Consider the following 23,262-nt stretch of genomic DNA (forward strand, 5'->3'; position numbering starts at 1 on the left):
ATGACTAGCAGCTTTCGCCACATTACCGTGCTGCTCGACGAAGCCGTCGAGGGGCTCGCCGTGCGAGCGGATGGCTGCTACCTGGATGGCACCTTTGGTCGCGGCGGACACAGCCGGCTGATTCTCGGAAAGCTCGGGCCGGATGGGCATTTGCTGGGGCTCGATAAAGACCCCTTGGCAATTGCTACGGGGGATGCGCTGGCGGCCGAAGACGGCCGCTTTGTCGTTGTGCAGCGTAGTTTTGCGGAACTCGGCGAAGAAACGGCGGTCCGCGGCTTGGCTGGCAGGGTCAGTGGCGTGCTGTTGGATCTGGGCGTGTCGTCGCCGCAATTGGACGATGCCGAACGGGGTTTCAGCTTCCTCAATGACGGCCCGCTGGATATGCGCATGGACCCGAGCCGTGGTGTCAGTGCGGCGCAGTGGATCGCCAGCGCCAGCGAAGAAGAAATCGCCCGAGTGTTCAAGGAATATGGCGAAGAGCGTTTCGCCAAGCGCATGGCGCGCGCCGTGGTGCAGCGCCGTATCGAGCAGCCGTTCGAGCGCACCGCCGATTTGGCGCAGGTGCTGACGGTGGCCAATCCGGCTTGGGAGAAGGGCAAGAACCCAGCAACTCGCGCCTTTCAGGGCCTGCGCATTCATGTCAATAACGAGTTGGGCGATCTCGAGCGTGGCCTCGATGCTGCCCTGGAAGCCCTTGAGGTGGGTGGTCGCCTGGTGGTGATCAGTTTCCACTCGTTGGAAGACCGCATCGTCAAACTGTTTATGCGCAAGCACGCCAAGGGCGAGCAGGACAAGCTGCCGCGTGACCTGCCGATCATTCCGAAAGCCTTCGAGCCGCGCTTGAAGCTGATCGGCAAGCCGCAGTTCGCCTCCGAGGCCGAGTTGAAAGCCAACCCGCGCTCGCGTAGCGCGGTGATGCGTGTCGCGGAGAAAGTGCGATGAGCACGCTGCTCGACAAACCTTTTTCGCGGGGCGGCCACCCGCGGGGCGGCCACCCGCGTGGCAGCCTGCTGATGTTGGTACTGTTCGTGGCGGTGCTCGGTTCGGCGCTGGCCGTGTCCTACAGCGCGCACTGGAACCGTCAACTGCTCAACGGGTTGTATGGTGAGCTGAGCATTCGCGACAAGGCGCAGGCCGAATGGGGGCGCTTGATTCTTGAGCAGAGCACCTGGACGGCGCACAGCCGTATCGAAAACCTGGCCAGCGAACAGCTGAAAATGCGCATCCCCGAAGCGGGCGAAGTGCGAATGGTGGCGCCATGATCAGGCTCGAGGGCGCACTCTATCCGTGGCGCTTCCGTCTGGTGCTGCTGCTGCTGGCGCTGATGGTCGGAGCGATTGCCTGGCGCATCGTCGATCTACACGTGTTCGATCACGACTTCCTCAAGGCGCATGGCGATGCGCGCAGCGTGCGGCATATCCCGATTCCGGCGCACCGTGGCCTGATTACCGACCGTAATGGCGAGCCGCTGGCCGTAAGTACTCCGGTGACCACCCTGTGGGCCAATGGCAAAGAACTGCAGGCCGCCAAGGCACAGTGGTCGACCCTGGCCGCTGCGCTGGGGCAGGAGCCGAAGGCCTTTGCCGAGCGTTTGCAGGGCAATGCCGAGCGCGAATTCATGTACCTGGTGCGCGGCCTTACGCCGGAGCAGGGGCAGCGCGTACTCGATCTGAACGTGCCTGGTGTGTATGCCATCGAAGAGTTCCGTCGTTTCTATCCGGCCGGTGAAGTGGCGGCGCATGTCGTCGGTTTTACCGATGTCGATGATCGCGGCCGCGAAGGCATGGAACTGGCGTTCGAGGATTGGCTGGCGGGTGTGCCGGGCAAGCGCCAGGTGCTCAAGGATCGCCGCGGTCGGCTGATCAAGGATGTACAGGTCACCCAGAATGCCAAGGCCGGTAAAGCGCTGGCATTGTCGATTGACCTGCGTCTGCAATACCTGGCCCATCGCGAGCTGCGTAACGCCGTGACCGAGTTCGGTGCCAAGGCCGGCAGCCTGGTGCTGCTCGACGTGCAGACCGGCGAAGTGCTGGCGATGGTCAACCAGCCGACCTACAACCCCAACAACCGGCGCAACCTGCAACCCGCTGCCATGCGCAACCGCGCGATGATCGACGTGTTCGAGCCAGGCTCCACCGTCAAGCCGTTTTCCATCGCGGCGGCGCTGGGTACGGGGCGCTGGACCCCGGAAATGACCGTGGACACCTACCCAGGCACCTTGCGCATCGGCCGCTACACCATCCGCGATGTATCGCGAGCGGGGGTGCTGGACCTCACCGGCATCCTGATGAAGTCGAGTAACGTTGGCATGAGCAAGATCGCCTTCGATATCGGTGCCGAGCCGATTTACGCGGTTATGCAGCAAGTTGGCTTGGGTCAAGAGACCGGCCTGAGTTTTCCGGGCGAGCGGGTGGGCAATCTACCGAATTACCGCGTATGGAAGCAGGCGGAAACTGCCACTCTGGCCTACGGCTATGGCCTGTCGGTGACGGCAGTGCAGCTGGCGCACGCCTATTCGGTGCTGGCCAACTCGGGCAAGAACGTGCCGTTGTCGATGGTGCGTTTGGATCGGCAACCGGTTTCCACTCAGGTGATCGATCAGCAAATCGCCAAAACCGTGCTTGGCATGCTCCAGGCCGTGGTCGAGGAGCCGGGTGGCGGCGGCGCGCGGGCCAAGGTGCCGGGTTACCACGTCGGCGGCAAGAGCGGCACGGCGCGCAAAGCCGCGGTGGGCACCAAGGGTTATGTCGACAAGGCTTATCGCTCGTTCTTCGCCGGTGTGGCGCCGATCGATAACCCGCGCATTGCCGCGGTGATCATGATCGACGAGCCGAGTGAGGGGGGCTACTACGGTGGTCTGGTGTCCGCACCGGTATTCGGCAAGGTCATGGCCGGTGCCCTGCGCTTGATGAATATCGTTCCTGATGACCTGCCGCCGCCTGTCGAATCGCAGACGGCTGCGGTGAACGCTGGTAAAGGAGGGCGTATCTGATGCCCATGCCGCTTAATCAATTATTGCCCGAAGCCGCCAGCGCGACGCTGATCCGTGAACTGACCCTGGACAGCCGTAAGGTGCGGCCGGGCGACCTGTTTCTGGCGGTGCCTGGGACCCAGCAGGATGGTCGTTTGCACATCGCCGATGCGATTGCGCGTGGCGCCGCCGCAGTGGCCTATGAGGCCGACGGCGCGCTGGCCATGACTGCCAGCAGCGCCGAGTTGGTGGCGATCAAAGGGTTGGCCGGACAGCTGTCGGCTATCGCCGGGCGTTTCTATGGCGAACCGAGCCGCGGCTTGCATCTGGTCGGCATCACCGGCACCAACGGCAAGACCAGCGTCAGCCAGTTGCTGGCCCAGGCGCTGGATCTGCTCGGCGAGCGCTGTGGCATCGTCGGCACCCTGGGCAACGGCTTTTACAACGCCCTGGCGCTGGGGCGCCACACCACGCCGGACCCGATCGGCGTGCAGGCCACCCTGGCCGATTTGAAGAATGCCGGTGCGCGCGCCGTGGCCATGGAGGTCTCCTCCCATGGCTTGCATCAAGGCCGTGTGGCAGCGCTGGCATTCGACGTGGCGGTGTTTACCAACCTGTCGCGCGATCACCTCGATTACCACGGTTCGATGGAGGCCTACAGCGCCGCCAAGGCCGCTCTGTTTGCCTGGGCGGGCCTGCGCTGCCGGGTGCTCAATCTGGACGATGCGTTCGGTCGGCAGCTGGCGCTGGCGGAGCAGGAGTCGCGCCTGATCAGCTACAGCCTGGAAGATGCCAGTGCCTACCTGTATTGCCGCGATGCGCAGTTCGACGAGAACGGCGTGCGCGCCAAGCTGGTTACCCCACGTGGCGAGGGCAGCCTGCGCAGTTCGCTGCTCGGCCGCTTCAACCTGAGCAACCTGCTGGCGGTGGTCGGTGCGCTGCTGGGCATGGATTACCCGCTCGACGAAATTCTCAAGGTGTTGCCGCAGTTGCAGGGGCCGATCGGCCGCATGCAGCGTCTGGGTGGGGTGCGTCAGCCACTGGTGGTGGTCGACTACGCGCACACGCCGGATGCCCTGGAAAAAGTCCTCGAAGCCTTGCGCCCGCATGTCAAAGGCCGCCTGCTGTGCCTGTTCGGCTGCGGCGGTGATCGTGACAGTGGTAAGCGTCCGCTGATGGCGGCCGTGGTCGAGCGCCTGGCCGATGGCGTGCTGGTGACCGACGACAACCCGCGTACGGAAACCCCTGAGCAGATCTTCCGCGACATCCGCGCCGGCTTTGCCGCGCCAGAGTCCGTGCAGTTCGTGCATGGCCGCGGCCAGGCGATTGCTCAGCTGATTGCCAGCGCGTCTGCCGATGATGTGCTGGTGCTGGCCGGTAAAGGTCACGAGGATTATCAGGAGATCAACGGCGAGCGTCAGCCGTTCTCCGACCTCGAAGAAGCCAGTCAGGCGCTGCTTGCATGGGGGGTGGCACATGCTTAAGGCGCTGCGTTTGAGCGAAGTGGCCGTGGCACTGAATGGTCGGTTGCTGGGCGAAGATCGCCTATTCGATGCGGTTGGCACCGACAGCCGGGCGATTCAGCCGGGGCAGTTGTTCATTGCCCTGAGCGGCCCGCGTTTCGATGGCCACGATTACCTGGCGGATGTCGCCAGCAAGGGCGCCGTCGCGGCCCTGGTCGAGCGGGAAGTGGCCAATGCGCCGCTGCCGCAACTGCTGGTGGGTGATACCCGTCAGGCGCTGGGGCAGCTTGGCGCCTTGAATCGTCAAGCCTACGGCGGCCCGTTGGCGGCCGTTACCGGCTCCAGCGGCAAGACCACGGTCAAGGAGATGCTCGCCAGCATCCTGCGCACGGCATTCGTCGAGCAAGGCAATGCGGTGTTGGCCACCCGTGGCAACCTGAACAACGATCTGGGTGCACCGCTGACCCTGCTCGAGCTGGCCCCGCAGCATAAAGGTGCGGTGATCGAGTTGGGCGCCTCGCGCGTCGGAGAAATCGCTTACACCGTTGGCTTGACCCAGCCGCATGTGGCCATCATTACCAATGCCGGCACCGCGCATGTCGGCGAGTTCGGCGGCCCGGACAAGATCGTCCTGGCCAAAGGCGAAATTCTCGAAGGGCTCGGTGCCAACGGCGTGGCCGTGCTCAACCTCGACGACGCGGCGTTCGCCACCTGGCGCCAGCGCGCGGCGGGCAAGCGCGTGCTGAGCTTTGCCCTGCACAACCCGGCGGCGGACTTCCATGCCAGTGACCTGGCTCGCGACGCCCGCGGCTGCTCGGCCTTTACCCTGCATTGCGCCGGCGGCCAGGCCCGCATCCAGCTCAACCTGCTTGGTGAGCACAACGTGGCCAATGCCTTGGCCGCCGCCGCCGCCGCGCATGCCTTGAGCGTACCGCTGGTCGATATCAAAACCGGCCTGGAAAACCTGCAACCGGTCAAAGGCCGCGCCGTAGCGCAGTTGGCGACGAATGGTGTGCGGGTAATCGATGACAGCTACAACGCCAACCCCGCGTCGATCTGCGCGGCCATTGATATACTCGCAGGCTTCTCCGGGCGCACCGTTCTGGTGCTCGGGGACATGGGCGAGTTGGGTGCCTGGGCCGAGCAGGGTCACCGCGATGTGGGTAGCTATGCCGTCGGCAAGGTTGCCGCACTGTATGCAGTCGGTCCGCTGATGGCTCATGCGGTCAACGCGTTTGGCGCACATGGCCGGCATTTCGCCGATCAAGCCAGCCTGATCGAAGCGCTACGCGTCGAGCAGGGCGACACCACCATTCTAATTAAAGGTTCACGCAGCGCCGCGATGGAAAAAATCGTGGCGGCGCTGTGTGGCACATTCGGGGAGAGTCACTAAATGCTGCTGCTGCTGGCCGAGTACCTGCAACAGTTCCACAAAGGCTTCGCGGTCTTTCAGTACCTGACCCTGCGCGGGATTCTCGGTGTGCTGACCGCCCTGGCGTTATCGCTGTGGCTGGGACCCTGGATGATCCGCACTTTGCAGATCCGCCAGATTGGCCAATCGGTACGCAACGACGGCCCGCAGTCGCACCTCTCGAAGAAAGGCACGCCAACCATGGGTGGCGCGCTGATTCTGTCCGCCATCGCGATCAGCACCTTGCTCTGGGCCGACCTGTCCAACCGCTATGTCTGGGTGGTGTTGGCCGTCACCCTGCTGTTCGGCGCCATCGGCTGGGTCGACGATTACCGCAAGGTGATCGAGAAGAATTCGCGCGGCCTGCCGAGCCGCTGGAAGTATTTCTGGCAGTCGGTGTTCGGCCTGGGTGCCGCGCTGTTCCTTTATATGACGGCGCAGAGCCCGGTGGAGACCACCCTGATTCTGCCGCTGCTCAAGGACTTCAGCCTTGAGCTGGGCTTGGGCTTCGTGGTGCTGAGCTACTTCGTCATCGTCGGTTCGAGCAACGCGGTCAACCTCACCGATGGCCTCGACGGCCTGGCGATTCTGCCCACCGTCATGGTCGGCGGCGCGCTGGGGATCTTCTGCTACCTGTCGGGCAACATCAAATTCGCCGAATATCTGTTTATTCCCTACGTGCCGGGCGCCGGTGAGCTGATCGTGTTCTGCGCCGCCCTGGTTGGCGCGGGCCTGGGTTTCCTCTGGTTCAACACCTACCCGGCGCAAGTCTTTATGGGTGACGTCGGCGCGCTGGCCCTGGGCGCGGCCCTGGGCACCATCGCGGTGATCGTGCGTCAGGAAGTGGTGCTGTTCATCATGGGCGGCATCTTCGTGATGGAAACCCTGTCGGTGATCATCCAGGTCGCGTCCTTCAAACTGACCGGCAAGCGCGTGTTCCGCATGGCGCCGATCCACCACCACTTTGAATTGAAAGGCTGGCCCGAGCCGCGGGTGATCGTGCGCTTCTGGATCATCACCGTGATTCTGGTGCTGATCGGCCTTGCCACTCTGAAGCTGCGTTGAGGAACCCATGACCCTGATTGCTTCTGACCACTTCCGCATCGTTGTCGGCCTCGGCAAGAGCGGCATGTCCCTGGTGCGCTTCCTCGCACGCCAGGGCCTGCCCTTTGCCGTGGTCGACACCCGTGCCAACCCGCCGGAGCTCGCCACCTTGCGTGAGCAGTTCCCGCAGGTGGAAGTGCGTTGTGGCGAACTGGATGTGGACTTCCTCTGCCGCGCCAGCGAGCTGCTGGTCAGCCCGGGCCTGGCCATCGCCACCCCGGCCCTGCAAGCCGCCGCTGCGCGCGGGGTCAAGCTGTCCGGCGATATTGAGCTGTTCGCCCGTTATGCCAAGGCGCCGATCGTGGCCATTACCGGCTCCAACGCCAAAAGCACTGTGACCACTCTGGTCGGTGAAATGGCGGCAGCGGCCGGCAAGAAGGTCGCGGTCGGCGGCAACCTCGGCACCCCGGCGCTGGATCTGCTGAATGACGAGATCGAGCTGTACGTCATGGAGCTGTCGAGCTTCCAGCTGGAAACCACCGATCAGCTGAATGCTGAAGTGGCGACCTGCCTGAACATCAGCGAAGACCATATGGATCGCTACGCCGATCTGCCGGCTTATCACCTGGCCAAACACCGCATCTTCCGCGGCGCGCGCCAGGTGGTGGTAAACCGCGACGACGCGCTGTCGCGGCCGCTGGTGGCCGATCAGCTGCCCTGCTGGTATTTCGGTCTGGGCAAGCCGGACTTCAAACGCTTCGGCTTGCTTGAAGACGATGGCGAGAAGTGCCTGGCGTACCAGTTCGATGCACTGCTGCCGGTGCGTGAGCTGAAAATTCGTGGCGCGCATAACCAGTCCAACGCCCTGGCGGCGCTGGCCCTGGGCCATGCCGTGGGCCTGCCGATGGATGCCATGCTGGCCACCCTGCGCCAGTTCGTGGGCCTGCCGCACCGCTGCCAGTGGGTTGGCGAACGCAATGCCGTGAGCTACTACGACGACTCCAAGGCCACTAACGTCGGTGCCGCGCTGGCCGCCATCGAAGGCCTGGGCGCGGATGTCAGCGGCAAGCTGGTGCTGATCGCCGGTGGTGATGGCAAGGGCGCGGACTTCTCGGCGCTGAAAACGCCGGTCGGCACGTTCTGCCGTGCTGTAGTGCTGCTCGGTCGAGATGCCGAATTGCTGGCTGCCGCGCTGGGCGACGCCGCGCCGCTGATCCGGGTCAAGACCCTGGAGGAAGCCGTGCAGCGCGCTGCCGAGTTGGCCGAAGCGGGCGATGCCGTGCTGCTGTCGCCGGCCTGCGCCAGCCTGGACATGTTCAAAAACTTCGAAGAACGCGGACGCCGGTTCGCCCATGCCGTGGAGGCGCTCGTCTGATGTTCGCCTTCCTGCGGCCTTATCCATCGCCCTTGTTTAGCCGTCGTGGCCTGGACATGGATTTCCCGCTGCTCGCCGGTTGCCTGGCGCTGCTCGGCCTGGGCCTGGTGATGATCGCTTCGGCCTCCACCGAAGTGGCCGCGGTCAACGCCGGCAGCCCGTTGTACTACATGATCCGCCACCTGATTTACCTGCTGATCGGCCTCGCCGCCGCCGGTGTGGTGCTGTTGATTCCACTGGCCACCTGGCAGCGTTTCGGTGCCGTGCTGCTGTTGGCCGCCTTCGCGCTGCTGATCATGGTGCTGGTGCCGGGGATCGGCCGCGAAGTGAACGGCTCGATGCGCTGGATCGGTTTTGGGGTGTTCAACGTACAGCCGTCGGAAATCGCCAAGGTGTTCGTGGTGGTCTACCTGGCGGGTTATCTGGTGCGGCGCCAGGCGGAAGTGCGCGAGAGCTGGTCCGGTTTCTTCAAGCCGTTCGTGGTGCTGCTGCCGATGGCGGGTCTGTTGCTGCTGGAGCCGGACTTCGGTGCCACCGTGGTAATGATGGGCGCGGCGGCGGCCATGTTGTTCCTCGGCGGCGTTGGCCTGTTCCGCTTCGGGCTGATGGTCGCCCTGGCCGTCGGCGCGGTGTTCGTGCTGGTGCAGACCCAGGAATACCGCCTGCAACGCTTGATCACCTTTACCGATCCGTGGGCCGATCAGTTCGGTTCCGGCTATCAGCTGACCCAGGCGCTGATCGCCTTTGGCCGCGGCGAATGGTTTGGCGTCGGCCTGGGCAACAGCATCCAGAAGCAGTTCTACCTACCGGAAGCGCACACCGACTTCGTCTTCGCCGTGCTCGCCGAAGAGCTGGGCATGATCGGCGCGTTGATCACGGTCGGCCTGTTCGTCTTCGTCAGCGTGCGTGCGCTGTACATCGGCCTGTGGGCGGAGAAGGCCAAACAATTCTTCGCCGCTTACGTGGCTTACGGCCTGGCCTTCCTGTGGATCGGCCAGTTCCTGATCAATATCGGCGTGAACGTCGGCCTGCTGCCGACCAAGGGCCTGACCCTGCCGTTCCTCAGCTACGGCGGCAGCTCGCTGGTGATCTGCTGCGTCAGCCTGGCGCTGCTGCTGCGCATCGAATGGGAGCGGCGCAATCAGCTGGGTAGCGAAGACGTCGATTTCGACGAGTCGGACTTTACTGAGGCGGGCTCCCCCGAGGCGGGCTCTCCCGTTGCGCGCGCTCCTGTGGAGGTGACGCATGCCCGGTAATGTCTTGATCATGGCGGGCGGCACCGGCGGCCATGTGTTCCCGGCGTTGGCCTGTGCCCGTGAGTTCCAGGCGCGTGGTTACCAGGTGCACTGGCTGGGTACGCCGCGTGGTATCGAGAACGAGCTGGTGCCGGCAGCTGGTTTGCCGTTGCACCTGATCAATGTCAGCGGGCTGCGCGGCAAGGGCAAGTTGTCCTTGCTCAAAGCGCCGTTCCAGTTGATCAAGGCGTTGCTGCAAGCGCGCAACGTGATGCGTCGGCTTGAGCCGGTGTGCGTGCTCGGCATGGGCGGTTATGTCACCGGCCCCGGTGGCCTGGCGGCCAAGCTGGCCGGTGCGCCGTTGATCATCCACGAACAGAACGCCGTGGCCGGCACCGCCAACCGCAGCCTGGTGCCGTTCGCCAGCCGCGTGTGCGAGGCGTTCCCGAATACCTTCGGCGCGTCGGCCAAGCGCCGTACCACCGGTAACCCGGTGCGCGAAGAGCTGTTCCTGGAAACCCCGCGTGATGCGCTGCGTAACCGTCAGCCGCGCCTGTTGATTCTCGGCGGCAGCCTGGGCGCCGAGCCGCTGAACAAATTGCTCCCCGCCGCGCTGGCATTGGTGGCGGCCGAGCTGCGCCCCGAGGTCTTTCATCAGGCCGGCAAGCAACATGATGGGGTGACCGCTGAACGCTATCGCGCCGCCGGCGTCGAAGCGCAGGTCGCGCCGTTTATCCAGGACATGGCCCGGGCCTATGCCTGGGCCGATCTGGTGGTGTGCCGTGCCGGTGCGCTGACCATCAGCGAACTGGCCGCCGCCGGGCTGCCGTCGTTTCTGGTGCCGCTACCGCACGCGATCGACGACCACCAGACGCGCAATGCCGACTATCTCGCGAAGGAGGGCGCTGCCGTCCTTCTGCCGCAACGTTCCACTGACGCCGCCACGCTGGCCGCGCAGCTGACCGAGGTTTTGATGCACCCCGACCGATTGAACAACATGGCGAGCACTGCGCGTCGCCTGGCCAAGCCCGATGCAACCCGCACGGTTGTCGAGATTTGCCTGGAGGTGGCCCGTGGTTGAGAGCCAAAAAGCATTCCCGCAGCCGGAAATGCGCCGTATCCGCCGCATCCACTTCGTCGGCATCGGCGGCGCCGGCATGTGCGGCATCGCCGAGGTGTTGCTCAACCTGGGCTATGAGGTGTCCGGCTCCGACCTGAAGGCCTCGGCGGTGACCGAGCGCCTGGAAAACTTCGGCGCGCAGATCTTCATCGGGCACCGTGCGGAAAACGCCGAGCACGCTGATGTGCTGGTGGTCTCCAGCGCCATCAACACCGCTAACCCGGAAGTCGCCACCGCCCTCGAACGGCGCATTCCGGTGGTGCCGCGCGCCGAGATGTTGGCCGAGCTGATGCGCTATCGGCATGGCGTGGCGGTGGCCGGCACCCACGGCAAAACCACCACCACCAGCCTACTGGCCTCGGTGTTCGCCGCTGGCGGCCTGGACCCGACGTTCGTCATCGGTGGCCGCCTGAATGCCGCCGGCACCAACGCTCAGCTCGGCACCAGCCGTTATCTGATCGCCGAAGCCGACGAAAGCGACGCCAGCTTTCTGCACCTGCAACCGATGGTCGCGGTGGTCACCAACATCGACATGGACCACATGAGCACCTACGAAGGTGACTTCAACAAGTTGAAGAAAACCTTCGTCGAGTTCCTGCACAACTTGCCGTTCTACGGCCTGGCGGTGATGTGCGTGGACGATCCGATCGTGCGCGAAATTCTGCCGCAGGTGGCGCGTCCGACCGTGACCTACGGCTTCGACGAAGGCGCCGATGTCCGTGCGATCAACGTGCGTCAGCAGGGCATGCAAACCTTCTTTACCGTGCTGCGCCGCGACCGTGCGCCGCTGGATGTATCGGTGAACATGCCGGGCAACCACAACGTGCTGAACGCTCTGGCGACCATCGCCATCGCCAGCGACGAAGGCATCAGCGACGCCGCCATTGTCCAAGGCCTGTCGTGCTTCCAGGGCGTCGGTCGGCGCTTTCAGGTGTACGGCGACCTGCCGGTCGACGGCGGCAGTGTGATGCTGGTCGACGACTATGGCCATCACCCGCGTGAAGTCGCCGCGGTGATCAAGGCCGTGCGCGGCGGTTGGCCGGAGCGCCGTCTGGTGATGGTCTACCAGCCGCACCGCTTCAGCCGTACCCGCGATCTTTACGAGGATTTCGTCCAGGTGCTGGCCGACGCCAACGTGCTGCTGTTGATGGAAGTCTATCCGGCCGGCGAAGAACCGATCCCCGGCGCGGATAGCAAGCACCTGTGTCACAGCATCCGTCAGCGTGGCCAGTTGGACCCGATCTACATCGAGCGCGGCATCGAGCTGGCACCGCTGATCAAACCGCTGCTGCGTGCCGGCGACATTCTGCTCTGCCAGGGTGCCGGCGATATCGGCGGCCTAGCCCCGCAACTGTTGCAAAGCCCTTTGTTCGCCACGGCCGGCGGCGAGTCGTCAGAGGAGTCGAAATGAGCGCCGATACCTTGAAATCCCAGCTGCCAGTCGCCGCCTTCGGTCGCGTGGCCGTGCTGTTCGGCGGCAAGAGCGCCGAGCGTGAAGTCTCCTTGAAATCCGGCAATGCGGTGCTGCACGCCCTGCAAGGCGCCGGCGTGGATGCGTTTGGCATCGATGTCGGCGATGACGTCCTCCAGCGCCTGCTCAACGAAAAAATCGACCGCGCCTTTATCGTCCTGCACGGCCGTGGCGGCGAAGACGGCAGCATGCAGGGCCTGCTCGAATGCGCCGCGATTCCCTACACCGGCAGCGGCATCCTCGCGTCCGCGCTGGCCATGGACAAATTGCGCACCAAGCAGGTTTGGCAAAGCCTCGGCTTGCCGACCCCGCGCCATGCGGTGTTGGCCTCGGTCGCCGACTGCGAAGCGGCGGCAACCGAGCTGGGCTTCCCGTTGATCGTCAAGCCGGCCCATGAGGGCTCGAGCATCGGCATGGCCAAGGTCGCCGATGTCGCCGCGTTGATCGCCGCCTGGCAGGACGCCAGCCGCTACGACTCGCAAGTGCTGGTCGAACAATGGATTCATGGCCCGGAGTACACCATTGCGGTGCTGCGCGGCCAGGTGCTGCCGCCGATTGGCCTGGGCACCCCGCATAGCTTCTACGACTACGACGCCAAGTACCTGGCCAATGACACCCAGTACCGCATTCCCTGCGGCCTGTCGGCGGAGCAGGAAACCGAGCTGAAAAACCTCACCGCACGCGCTTGCGAAGCAGTCGGTACCCAAGGCTGGGCACGGGTCGATGTGATGCAGGACGCCGCCGGCCAATTCTGGCTGCTGGAAGTCAACACCGTGCCAGGCATGACCGACCACAGCCTGGTGCCGATGGCCGCGCGCGCCGCAGGTCTGGATTTTCAGCAGCTGGTGTTGGCGATTCTCGCCGACAGCCTTGAGGCACGGGGTTAAGCCATGGGCGCCATCCTTCGTCATCAGCCAGGTTCAGCGCGCACTCCGGTGCGTGGCAAACCTGTGCCGCGCGGTGCAAGCCGCCTGGTGGCCAAGGAACCGCTTAGCGTGCGCCTGCCGAAGCCGAATTTCGGCGTGCTCAAGCGCCTGACCTGGCCGCTGTTGCTGATCGTATTGGGCTTCGGCGCGTACGAGCTGGCGCAGCGCCTGCTGCCCTATGCGGATCGGCCAATTGCCAGGATCAGTGTCGAAGGCGATCTGAGCTACATCAGCCAGCAAGCGGTGCAGCAGCGCATTGCGCCGTTCGTCAGTGCGAGCTTCTTCAGCGTCGACCTGCTCGGCATGCGTCGCGAACTGGAGCAGATGCCCTGGATTGCCAGCGCCGAAGTCCGTCGCGTATGGCCGGATCAGGTGCTGGTGCGCCTGGAAGAACAATTGCCGATTGCCCGTTGGGGTGATGAGGCGCTGCTGAACAACCAGGGTCAGGCATTCGCCCCCGACCAACTGGTGCATTACCAGCACCTGCCGCAGCTGTATGGCCCCAAGCGCGCGCAGCAGGAGGTGATGCAGCAATACCAGGTGCTCAGCCAGATGCTCCGGCCCATGGGTTTTTCCGTCGCACGCCTGGAGTTGCGCGAGCGCGGCAGTTGGTTCCTCTCCACGGCTCAAGGCATCGAGTTGCTGTTGGGACGCGACCATCTGGTGGAAAAAATGCGCCGCTTCACCGCCATTTACGGCAAGGCGCTGAAAGAGCAGCAAACGAATATCGCGCGGATCGATCTGCGTTACGCCAACGGCCTGGCCGTGGCGTGGCGTGAGCCGGTCGCGCCCACGGCGGCTGATACCGCTGTCGTGCAGTGAATCAGGAGAAGGCAAGACCCATGGCAAACGTGCAGAGCGGCAAGATGATTGTTGGCCTCGATATCGGCACCTCCAAGGTGGTGGCGCTGGTGGGCGAAGTGACGGCCGATGGCCAGCTGGAAATCGTCGGCATTGGCACCCATCCCTCGCGCGGCCTGAAGAAGGGCGTGGTGGTGAATATCGAGTCCACCGTGCAGTCGATTCAGCGCGCGGTGGAAGAAGCCCAACTGATGGCCGGTTGCCGCATCCACTCGGCTTTCGTCGGCGTGGCCGGCAACCACATTCGCAGCCTCAACAGCCACGGCATCGTCGCGATCCGCGACCGTGAAGTCAGCCCGGCCGACCTCGAGCGTGTGCTCGACGCGGCCCAGGCGGTGGCGATTCCGGCGGACCAGCGGGTGCTGCATACCCTGCCGCAGGATTACGTGATCGATAACCAGGAGGGCGTGCGCGAGCCGCTGGGCATGTCCGGTGTGCGCCTGGAAGCCAAGGTGCACGTGGTCACCTGCGCGGTGAACGCGGCGCAGAATGTCGAGAAGTGCGTGCGCCGCTGCGGCCTGGAAGTCGACGACATCATCCTCGAGCAGTTGGCCTCGGCCTATGCGGTATTGACCGACGACGAGAAAGAGCTGGGCGTGTGTCTGGTCGATATCGGCGGCGGCACCACCGACATCTGCATCTTCACCGAAGGCGCGATCCGCCACACCGCGGTGATCCCGATTGCCGGCGACCAGGTCACCAACGACATCGCCATGGCCCTGCGCACGCCGACCCAGTACGCCGAAGAAATCAAAATCCGTTACGCCTGCGCCCTGGCCAAGCTGGCCGGTGCCGGCGAAACCATCAAGGTGCCGAGCGTTGGCGACCGGCCGCCGCGCGACCTGTCACGCCAGTCGCTGGCCGAAGTGGTGGAGCCGCGTTACGACGAACTGTTCACCCTGATCCAGGCCGAGCTGCGTCGTAGCGGCTACGAAGACCTGATTCCCGCCGGCATCGTCCTCACCGGCGGCACGGCGAAAATGGAAGGCGCGGTCGAGCTGGCCGAAGAGATTTTCCATATGCCGGTGCGCCTGGGCGTGCCGCATGGCGTCAAGGGCCTGGCCGACGTGGTACGCAACCCGATCTATTCGACGGGGGTCGGGCTGTTGCTGTACGGGCTGCAAAAACAGGCCGATGGCATCTCCATGTCCGCCATCGGCAGCTACAACGATGAACCCAAAACACCGGTGATCGAGCGCATCAAGCGCTGGGTACAAGGCAATTTCTGAAGTGCAGTAGGCGTTACAACTAGAAAGTAAAGGAGAGGGAAAATGTTCGAACTCGTAGACAACATCCCGCAAAGCGCGGTTATCAAAGTCATTGGCGTGGGCGGCGGCGGCGGTAACGCGGTCAACCACATGTCGAAAAACAACATCGAAGGCGTCGAGTTCATCTGCGCCAACACCGATGCGCAGGCGCTGAAGAACATCGGCGCGCGCACCGTGCTGCAACTCGGCCCAGGCGTGACCAAGGGCTTGGGCGCGGGCGCCAATCCGGAAGTCGGCCGTCAAGCCGCGCTGGAAGACCGCGAGCGTATCGCCGAAGTGCTGCAAGGCTGCGACATGGTCTTCATCACCACCGGCATGGGTGGCGGTACCGGTACCGGTGCTGCGCCAGTGATCGCCGAAGTGGCCAAGGAAATGGGCATCCTCACCGTGGCTGTGGTGACTCGTCCGTTCCCGTTCGAAGGGCGCAAGCGCATGCAGATCGCCGACGAGGGTATCCGCGCGCTGGCGGAAAGCGTCGACTCGCTGATCACCATCCCTAACGAAAAACTGCTGACCATCCTCGGTAAAGACGCCAGCCTGCTGTCGGCTTTCGCCAAGGCCGACGATGTACTGGCCGGTGCCGTGCGCGGTATCTCCGACATCATCAAGCGTCCGGGCATGATCAACGTCGACTTCGCCGACGTGAAAACCGTGATGAGCGAAATGGGCATGGCGATGATGGGCACTGGCTGCGCCAGCGGTCCGAACCGTGCCCGTGAGGCCACCGAAGCGGCGATCCGCAACCCGCTGCTGGAAGACGTCAACCTGCAAGGTGCGCGCGGCATTCTGGTGAACATCACCGCCGGTCCCGACCTGTCCCTGGGTGAGTACTCCGACGTGGGTAACATCATCGAGCAGTTCGCCTCCGAGCACGCCACCGTCAAGGTCGGCACCGTGATCGATCCGGACATGCGCGACGAGCTGCACGTCACCGTGGTCGCCACCGGTCTGGGTGCGCGGATTGAGAAGCCGGTCAAAGTAATCGACAACACCGTGCAAGTCGCGGCCAGCGCGGCTGCCCCGACCGCACCGTCGCGTGCCGAGCAAAGCGTTAACTACAAGGACTACGAACGCCCGACCGTTCAGCGTCAGAGCCATGGTGGCGGGGCTACAGCGGCCAAGCTGAATCCGCAGGATGATCTGGATTACCTGGACATCCCGGCATTCCTGCGTCGTCAGGCTGATTGATGGAATGTATCAGGATCATTGGGGTGATTGGTGTTCAGCAAAGGCCGGTTCTGCTATCATCGCCGGCCATTGTTGAAAACAATTCGCAACTAGTGCTATAGCGGCCAAAGCCATGATCAGACAACGCACCCTGAAGAACATTATCCGCGCCACCGGCGTCGGCCTGCATTCCGGGGAGAAGGTATACCTGACCCTGAAGCCGGCACCTGTGGACACCGGTATCGTGTTCCGTCGTACCGACCTTGACCCTATCGTGGAAATTCCCGCGCGTGCAGGCAATGTCGGTGAAACCACCATGTCGACTACGTTGATCAATGGTGATGTCAAGGTGGATACGGTAGAGCACCTGCTTTCGGCCATGGCTGGCCTGGGCATCGATAACGCCTACGTCGAGCTCTCCGCGTCCGAAGTCCCGATCATGGATGGCAGTGCGGGTCCCTTTGTATTCCTGATTCAATCCGCCGGCTTGCAAGAGCAGGAAGCCCACAAGAAGTTCATCCGGATTCTTCGTGAAGTCACGGTCGAAGAGGGCGATAAGCGCGCCACCTTCGTGCCTTTCGAAGGGTTCAAGGTGAGTTTCGAGATCGATTTCGATCACCCGGTTTTCCGCAACCGCACGCAGTCGGCCAGCGTGGATTTTTCCAGCACGTCTTTTGTTAAAGAAGTCAGCCGTGCACGCACCTTCGGTTTTATGCGTGACATCGAGTTCCTGCGTTCGCAGAACCTGGCACTCGGCGGCAGCGTGGACAACGCCATTGTGGTGGATGAGTACCGTGTGTTGAACGAAGACGGCCTGCGTTATGAGGACGAGTTTGTCAAACACAAGATTCTCGATGCCATCGGCGATCTCTACCTGCTGGGTAATAGCTTGATTGGCGAGTTCCGTGGCTTCAAGTCGGGGCATGCCCTGAACAATCGTCTGCTGCGCGCCTTGATCGAGCAGACGGATGCCTGGGAAGTGGTTACCTTCGACGACCCGAAAACTGCGCCGATCTCTTACATGCGCCCAGTCGCGGCGGTGTAACGCAACTCTCTCTTCCTTTACTTTTCGAGGCCACCTTAGGGTGGCCTCTTTTTTGCCTCTGATATAGCGGGCCAAACGTCGGTAGTGCGAAATGCGCCGCGTATTGGGCTTATTCGCTGGGCTTGCCGTGTTTGGCCAGGCGTTCCAGGGCGGCGCGTAATTTAGGGTCGCTGATGCCGTCGGCAGTGGCTTGGATGTTCTCCGACGCGCTGCTGGAGAGGCTGATAGTGCGACCGGGTGCACGCCTTTCGGCAGTCGGCGGTTGCACCTTGAAGAGGATTTTCGCTAAGGTCGCGAACTCTTCGAGAGTCTGCAGTTGCCTGAGCAGGCGCCGTTGTTGATAACGCAAGCGGGTGGCCCAGTGGCCATCGGTGACGATAAGCAGCAAGCAGCCCTCGCGCCAAGACGCTACATGGCAGTGTTCGCGGGCCGCAGGTTGCAGTTGGCTTTGCAGTAAGTGTTGCAAGCGATCGAGGCGTTGAGCCTGATTGAACAACGCTTTCAAGGGCTTCGCTTCGCGCAGCAGCGCAGCGGGAGCACGAGCCGGCAAGGGACGAAACGCCATGGCAGGACGCCTGAGATTGTGGAGCCGCCATGGTAGCAGAATCCCTGCTACCGACTTGGGTTCCACCTTATAGGGGAAGCCATGCAGATCATCTTACTCAGCCGCCGTCATGGCGCTGCTCGCTCGCTCAGCCTGGATTTACGCTGGTTGCTGATGGCACTGTTGGTGCTCGTCGCGGCCGCGCTGGGCAGCGGCGTCGCCGTGGGTGCCTGGTGGGCGCCGCAATCGCCGGGGCTGGCGGACAATAGTCAGATTACCCAGGCGTTGGATGAGCAGCGTGCCGAGGTGGGCGCTGTGCGTGTCGATGCGCAACGTCAGTTGGATGCCTTTGCGGCGCACGTCGCCGAGCTGCAGGCGCGTCTGACGCGTCTGGATGCCTTGGGCGAACGTCTGACCGAGCTGGCGGAATTGGATGCCAGTGAGTTCGACTTTTCCTTGAATGTCGGTCAGGGTGGCCCGGAAGATTTGCTCGGCGGTGCGGCTTACGCGCCGCCCCCGTTTATCAGTACCCTGGATGAGTTGGCGTTGCGCCTCGACAGTCGCGAGCAGCAACTTGAGGTGTTGGAGCAACTGCTCGCCGAACGCCGCCTCGACGAGGCCGAATACCTGGCAGGGCGCCCGGTGCTGAAGGGCTATATGTCGTCGCCTTTTGGTCGGCGTACCGATCCCCTGACCGGGCGTCTGAGTGTGCACAAAGGCGTGGATTTCGCCGCCAAGGCCGGCAGTGATGTGGTCGCCGTGGCCGCTGGCGTGGTGACCTCTTCCGAGCGCCGTTCCGGCTATGGCAATACCGTGGAAATCAGTCATGCCGATGGCTATGTCACCCTGTATGCGCACAATCAGAGCAACCTGGTGCAGGTCGGCGATCTGGTGCAGCGTGGCCAGACCATTGCCAAAGTGGGTAGCACCGGGCGCTCCACCGGTTACCACGTACACTTCGAAGTCAGCAAGAAAGGCCGCCTGGTCAACCCCGCCAGTTACATCGCCAGAGTCAGTGGCGTCGAATAACGCCGCTTTCCTCAAGTTCGTTTCCGGGTAGAATGCCCCCTTCGCACGCAGCCATGAAGGCTGCATGGGCGACTCACGGGGCCGCCCTCCATCCATACGCGTGGAAGATCCTGTCGATATGTTTGCGCCTTTGTTGAAAAAACTCTTTGGAAGCAAGAACGAGCGTGAAGTTAAGCGCATGCTCAAGGCGGTTCAGTCCGTCAATGCCTTCGAGGAGCAGATGCTCGCACTCTCTGATGAGCAACTGCGCGCCAAGACTGAAGAGTTCAAAGCCCGTCTGGCCAAAGGCGAAACCCTCGACCAGCTGTTGCCGGAAGCCTTCGCGGTTGCCCGTGAAGCCGGTAAGCGGGTGATGGGTATGCGTCACTTCGACGTGCAGCTGATTGGCGGCATGACCTTGCATGACGGCAAGATCGCCGAGATGCGCACCGGTGAAGGCAAGACCCTGGTAGCGACCCTGGCGGTGTACCTCAATGCGCTGTCCGGCAAGGGCGTGCATGTGGTCACGGTCAACGACTACCTGGCCCGTCGCGACGCCAACTGGATGCGTCCGCTGTACGAATTCCTCGGTATGTCGGTGGGTATCGTCACGCCGTTCATGCCGCCGGAAGAAAAGCGTGCAGCCTATGCCGCCGACATCACCTACGGCACCAACAACGAATTCGGCTTCGACTACCTGCGCGACAACATGGCCTTCAGCCTGGACGACAAGTTCCAGCGTGAGCTGAACTTCGCGGTGATCGACGAAGTCGACTCGATCCTTATCGACGAAGCGCGCACCCCGCTGATCATTTCTGGCCAGGCCGAAGACAGCTCCAAGCTGTACATCGAAGTCAACAAGCTGATTCCGCGCCTCAAGCAGCACATTGAGGAAGAGGAAGGCGTGGTCACCCAGGAAGGCCACTACAAGGTCGACGAGAAGACCCGTCAGGTCGAGCTCAACGAGCTGGGCCACCAGTTCATCGAAGAGATGCTCACCGAAGTCGGTCTGCTGGCCGAGGGCGAAAGCCTCTATTCGGCGCATAACCTGGGTCTGTTGACCCATGTGTATGCCGGTCTGCGCGCGCACAAACTGTTCAACCGCAACGTCGAATACATCGTGCAGAACAACCAGGTGCTGCTGATCGACGAACACACCGGCCGCACCATGCCGGGTCGTCGTCTGTCCGAAGGCCTGCACCAGGCCATCGAAGCGAAGGAAAACCTGCCGATCCAGGCCGAAAGCCAGACGCTGGCCTCGACCACCTTCCAGAACTACTTCCGCCTGTACAACAAGCTGTCCGGTATGACCGGCACCGCCGACACCGAAGCGTTCGAGTTCCATCAGATCTACGGCCTGGCGGTGATCGTGATCCCGACCAACCGTGCCCTGGCGCGTAAGGACTTCAATGACCTGGTCTACCTGACCCAGGAAGAGAAGTACGCCGCGATCATTACCGACATCAAGGAATGCCAGGCCCAGGGCCGGCCAATCCTGGTCGGCACCGCGACGATCGAGAGCTCCGAGTACGTGTCGCAGCTGCTCGACAAGGAAGGCATGGCGCACAAGGTGCTGAATGCCAAGTTCCACGAAAAAGAAGCGGAAATCATTGCCCAGGCCGGTCGTCCGGGTGCACTGACCATCGCCACCAACATGGCCGGTCGCGGTACCGACATTCTCCTGGGCGGTAACTGGGAAGTCGAAGTGGCGGCGTTGGAAAATGCCACCGACGAACAGGTTGCGCAGATCAAAGCCGATTGGCAGAAGCGCCACCAGCAAGTGATCGAGTCCGGCGGCTTGCATGTGATCGCCTCCGAGCGTCACGAGTCGCGGCGGATCGACAACCAGCTGCGCGGCCGTTCCGGGCGCCAGGGCGACCCAGGTTCGAGCCGTTTCTACCTGTCGTTGGAAGACAGCCTGATGCGCATCTTTGCCTCCGACCGGGTGAAGAATTTCATGAAGGCCCTGGGCATGCAGTCCGGCGAAGCCATCGAACACCGGATGGTGACCAACGCCATCGAGAAAGCGCAGCGTAAGGTCGAAGGCCGCAACTTCGACATGCGCAAGCAACTGCTGGAATTCGACGACGTAGCCAACGAGCAGCGCAAAGTGATCTATCACATGCGCAACAGCCTGCTGGCCGCCGACGATATCGGCGAGACCATCGCCGACTTCCGCCGCGAAGTGCTGGATGGCACCATCAACGAGCACATTGCGCCGCAATCGCTGCCTGAGCAGTGGGATATCCCCGGCCTGGAAGCGGCAATTTACAGTGGCTTCAATCTCAAGTTGCCGGTCCAGCAGTGGCTGGACGAAGACGACAAGCTCTACGAAGAAACCCTGCGCGCGCGCATCCTCGAAGAGCTGATCGCGGCCTACAACGAGAAGGAAGAGCAGGCCAGTGCCGAGGCCCTGCGCACCTTCGAGAAGCAGATTCTGCTGCGCGTGCTCGACGACCTGTGGAAAGACCACCTGTCGACCATGGATCACCTGCGTCACGGTATTCACCTGCGCGGTTATGCGCAGAAGAACCCCAAGCAGGAATACAAGCGCGAGTCGTTCACCCTGTTCCAGGAGCTGCTTGACTCGATCAAGCGCGACACCATTCGTGTGCTGTCCCACGTGCAGGTGCGTCGCGAAGACCCGGTCGAAGAAGAAGCCCGTCTGCGCCGCGAGGCCGAAGCCATGGCCGAGCGTATGCAGTTCCAGCATGCCGAAGCTTCGGCGCTGCTGCAGCCGCAAGTGGCGGACGAGGACGGTGATGTCGCCGTTGCCGTGGCGCCGGTGCGGGTCGAACAGAAGATCGGCCGCAACGAGCCTTGCCCTTGCGGCTCTGGCAAGAAGTACAAGCATTGTCATGGTCAACTGACCTGATGGTCTGACGCGACACCGCAACAAGGGCTTTGGGTTTGGCCACTCGCTTGACCCCGCCCCCACAACGCCGCGAACGGCTTAGCCGCTCGCGGCGTTTTACCATCGAATTCAGTCCTACTACCTCAAGGAGCGTTCTTTATGGCTGTTGGTCTTGGCCCACTGTCTACCCTGCATCCGGTTCCAGGTTTTGAGCTGGGCATCGCCTCGGCTGGCATCAAGCGCCCTGGGCGCAAGGATGTGGTGGTCATGCGCTGTGCCGAGGGCTCCAGCGTGGCGGGGGTATTCACCCTCAACGCGTTCTGCGCGGCGCCGGTGATCCTGGCTAAGAAGCGCGTGCTGGGCAGCGTGCGCTACCTGCTGACCAACACCGGCAATGCCAACGCCGGTACCGGCGAGCCGGGCTTGCAGAATGCCGCGCGCACCTGCGCCGCGCTGGCTCAGTTGACCGGTGTCGACGACAGCTCTGTGCTGCCGTTTTCCACCGGGGTGATTGGCGAGCCGTTGCCGGTGGAGAAAATCGAGGGCGCCTTACAGGCCGCGCTGGATGACCTGTCGGAAAACCACTGGGCCGAGGCCGCCACCGGCATCATGACCACCGACACCCTGCCCAAGGGCGCCAGCCGCCAGTTTGTGCATGACGGCGTGACCGTGACCGTGACCGGTATCAGCAAGGGCGCGGGGATGATCAAGCCGAACATGGCGACCATGCTCGGTTATATCGCTACCGATGCAAAGGTTGCCCAGGGTGTGTTGCAGGACCTGCTGCGCGATGCGGCGAACAAGTCGTTCAACCGCATCACCATCGATGGCGATACCTCGACCAACGACTGCTGCATGCTGATCGCCACCGGCAAGGCGGCCTTGCCGGAAATCACCCAGGCCAGCGGCGAGCTGTTCGCCAAGCTCAAGGAAGCGGTGTTCGCGGTGTGCATGGAGGTGGCGCAGGCCATCGTGCGCGACGGCGAGGGCGCGACCAAGTTCGTCACCGTGCAGGTGAATGGCGGGGCGACTCATCAGGAGTGCCTGGACGTCGGCTATGCCGTGGCCCACTCGCCGCTGATCAAGACTGCGCTGTTTGCCTCCGACCCGAACTGGGGGCGTATTCTCGCCGCGGTCGGCCGCGCCGGGGTGGCGCAATTGGACGTGAGCAAGATCGATGTTTTCCTCGGCGAGGTGTGCATCGCCAGTCGCGGCTGCCGGGCGAGCAGCTACACCGAGGAACAAGGCGCGGCGGTGATGGCCGAGGCGGAAATCACCATCCGTATCGAATTGGGCCGTGGCACCTGTGGCGAGACGATCTGGACCACCGACCTGTCCCACGAGTACGTGAAAATCAACGCCGAGTACCGCACCTGAGTGTGACCGGTGGGTGACGTGCTGCCGCTATTCCCGTTGTTCATGGGGCCATGAGCAACGGGAATTTGCTATTCGGGGAGCCGCCTTTTAACGTCCAACGACCCGCAAGAGAGGAACGAGCG

General features: G+C 63.1%; 19 protein-coding genes. 18 read left to right on the forward strand and 1 reads right to left on the reverse strand.

What is annotated here, in order from left to right:
- The 15 genes from rsmH to lpxC all read left to right on the forward strand — a co-directional run bounded on the left by rsmH (position 1) and on the right by lpxC (position 17,357).
- Positions 1-942, forward strand: coding sequence for a 16S rRNA (cytosine(1402)-N(4))-methyltransferase RsmH (rsmH, locus tag B3M58_RS22180; RefSeq protein ID WP_296222551.1), 942 nt, complete (start codon positions 1-3; stop codon positions 940-942).
- The gene (ftsL, locus tag B3M58_RS22185) at positions 939-1,262 is read left to right on the forward strand and encodes a cell division protein FtsL (protein ID WP_414704123.1); all 324 of its coding nucleotides are present in this window, start codon (positions 939-941) and stop codon (positions 1,260-1,262) included. The genes rsmH and ftsL overlap by 4 nt, the downstream gene beginning before the upstream one ends.
- Entirely contained in the window at positions 1,259-2,992 is a 1,734-nt protein-coding gene (locus tag B3M58_RS22190; RefSeq protein WP_414704124.1) for a peptidoglycan D,D-transpeptidase FtsI family protein, read from the forward strand. The genes ftsL and B3M58_RS22190 overlap by 4 nt, the downstream gene beginning before the upstream one ends.
- Positions 2,992-4,455 carry a UDP-N-acetylmuramoyl-L-alanyl-D-glutamate--2,6-diaminopimelate ligase gene (locus B3M58_RS22195; RefSeq protein ID WP_296222553.1) on the forward strand — a complete coding sequence of 488 codons (1,464 nt, stop codon included), beginning with the start codon at positions 2,992-2,994 and terminating at the stop codon, positions 4,453-4,455. Before B3M58_RS22190 ends, B3M58_RS22195 begins: the two co-directional genes overlap by 1 nt.
- The gene (locus B3M58_RS22200) at positions 4,448-5,827 is read left to right on the forward strand and encodes a UDP-N-acetylmuramoyl-tripeptide--D-alanyl-D-alanine ligase (protein WP_296222554.1); all 1,380 of its coding nucleotides are present in this window, start codon (positions 4,448-4,450) and stop codon (positions 5,825-5,827) included. Before B3M58_RS22195 ends, B3M58_RS22200 begins: the two co-directional genes overlap by 8 nt.
- Positions 5,828-6,910, forward strand: a complete 1,083-nt coding sequence (mraY, locus tag B3M58_RS22205) for a phospho-N-acetylmuramoyl-pentapeptide-transferase (protein WP_296222555.1) — start codon at positions 5,828-5,830, stop codon at positions 6,908-6,910.
- A 7-nt stretch (positions 6,911-6,917) separates the two neighbouring features.
- On the forward strand, positions 6,918-8,264 hold the full coding sequence (gene murD / locus B3M58_RS22210; RefSeq protein WP_296222558.1) for a UDP-N-acetylmuramoyl-L-alanine--D-glutamate ligase: 1,347 nt from the start codon (positions 6,918-6,920) through the stop codon (positions 8,262-8,264).
- Positions 8,264-9,520 (forward strand): putative lipid II flippase FtsW, encoded by a 1,257-nt coding sequence (gene ftsW / locus B3M58_RS22215; RefSeq protein ID WP_296222560.1) that lies wholly within the window; start codon positions 8,264-8,266, stop codon positions 9,518-9,520. The genes murD and ftsW overlap by 1 nt, the downstream gene beginning before the upstream one ends.
- Positions 9,510-10,580, forward strand: a complete 1,071-nt coding sequence (murG, locus tag B3M58_RS22220; protein WP_296222561.1) for an undecaprenyldiphospho-muramoylpentapeptide beta-N-acetylglucosaminyltransferase — start codon at positions 9,510-9,512, stop codon at positions 10,578-10,580. The genes ftsW and murG overlap by 11 nt, the downstream gene beginning before the upstream one ends.
- A gap of 28 nt (positions 10,581-10,608) precedes the next feature.
- Positions 10,609-12,030: a UDP-N-acetylmuramate--L-alanine ligase gene (murC, locus tag B3M58_RS22225; RefSeq protein WP_296222631.1), complete on the forward strand. Its 1,422-nt coding sequence runs from the start codon at positions 10,609-10,611 to the stop codon at positions 12,028-12,030.
- Positions 12,027-12,977 (forward strand): D-alanine--D-alanine ligase, encoded by a 951-nt coding sequence (locus B3M58_RS22230; RefSeq protein ID WP_296222563.1) that lies wholly within the window; start codon positions 12,027-12,029, stop codon positions 12,975-12,977. The genes murC and B3M58_RS22230 overlap by 4 nt, the downstream gene beginning before the upstream one ends.
- Before the next feature lie 3 nt (positions 12,978-12,980).
- Complete coding sequence (locus B3M58_RS22235) at positions 12,981-13,838, forward strand: cell division protein FtsQ/DivIB (RefSeq protein ID WP_296222565.1); 858 nt, start codon at positions 12,981-12,983, stop codon at positions 13,836-13,838.
- A gap of 20 nt (positions 13,839-13,858) precedes the next feature.
- Complete coding sequence (gene ftsA / locus B3M58_RS22240; protein ID WP_296222567.1) at positions 13,859-15,106, forward strand: cell division protein FtsA; 1,248 nt, start codon at positions 13,859-13,861, stop codon at positions 15,104-15,106.
- Between the two features lie 42 nt (positions 15,107-15,148).
- Entirely contained in the window at positions 15,149-16,333 is a 1,185-nt protein-coding gene (gene ftsZ / locus B3M58_RS22245; protein WP_296222568.1) for a cell division protein FtsZ, read from the forward strand.
- Positions 16,334-16,445: 112 nt separating this feature from the next.
- The gene (gene lpxC / locus B3M58_RS22250; protein WP_296222569.1) at positions 16,446-17,357 is read left to right on the forward strand and encodes a UDP-3-O-acyl-N-acetylglucosamine deacetylase; all 912 of its coding nucleotides are present in this window, start codon (positions 16,446-16,448) and stop codon (positions 17,355-17,357) included.
- A 109-nt stretch (positions 17,358-17,466) separates the two neighbouring features.
- Here the strand turns inward: lpxC and B3M58_RS22255 are convergent, their stop codons facing one another.
- Positions 17,467-17,922 (reverse strand): DciA family protein, encoded by a 456-nt coding sequence (locus tag B3M58_RS22255; RefSeq protein ID WP_296222570.1) that lies wholly within the window; start codon positions 17,920-17,922, stop codon positions 17,467-17,469.
- An 81-nt stretch (positions 17,923-18,003) separates the two neighbouring features.
- Here B3M58_RS22255 and B3M58_RS22260 point away from each other — a divergent pair, with 81 nt between their 5' ends.
- The 3 genes from B3M58_RS22260 to argJ all read left to right on the forward strand — a co-directional run bounded on the left by B3M58_RS22260 (position 18,004) and on the right by argJ (position 23,140).
- Complete coding sequence (locus B3M58_RS22260) at positions 18,004-18,930, forward strand: M23 family metallopeptidase (protein WP_296222571.1); 927 nt, start codon at positions 18,004-18,006, stop codon at positions 18,928-18,930.
- A gap of 118 nt (positions 18,931-19,048) precedes the next feature.
- Complete coding sequence (gene secA / locus B3M58_RS22265; protein WP_296222572.1) at positions 19,049-21,784, forward strand: preprotein translocase subunit SecA; 2,736 nt, start codon at positions 19,049-19,051, stop codon at positions 21,782-21,784.
- Between the two features lie 138 nt (positions 21,785-21,922).
- On the forward strand, positions 21,923-23,140 hold the full coding sequence (gene argJ / locus B3M58_RS22270) for a bifunctional glutamate N-acetyltransferase/amino-acid acetyltransferase ArgJ (protein ID WP_296222573.1): 1,218 nt from the start codon (positions 21,923-21,925) through the stop codon (positions 23,138-23,140).
- Positions 23,141-23,262 lie beyond the last annotated feature (122 nt).

Source organism: Pseudomonas sp. UBA2684 (assembly GCA_002354655.1).
Taxonomy (GTDB): Bacteria; Pseudomonadota; Gammaproteobacteria; order Pseudomonadales; family Pseudomonadaceae; genus Aquipseudomonas.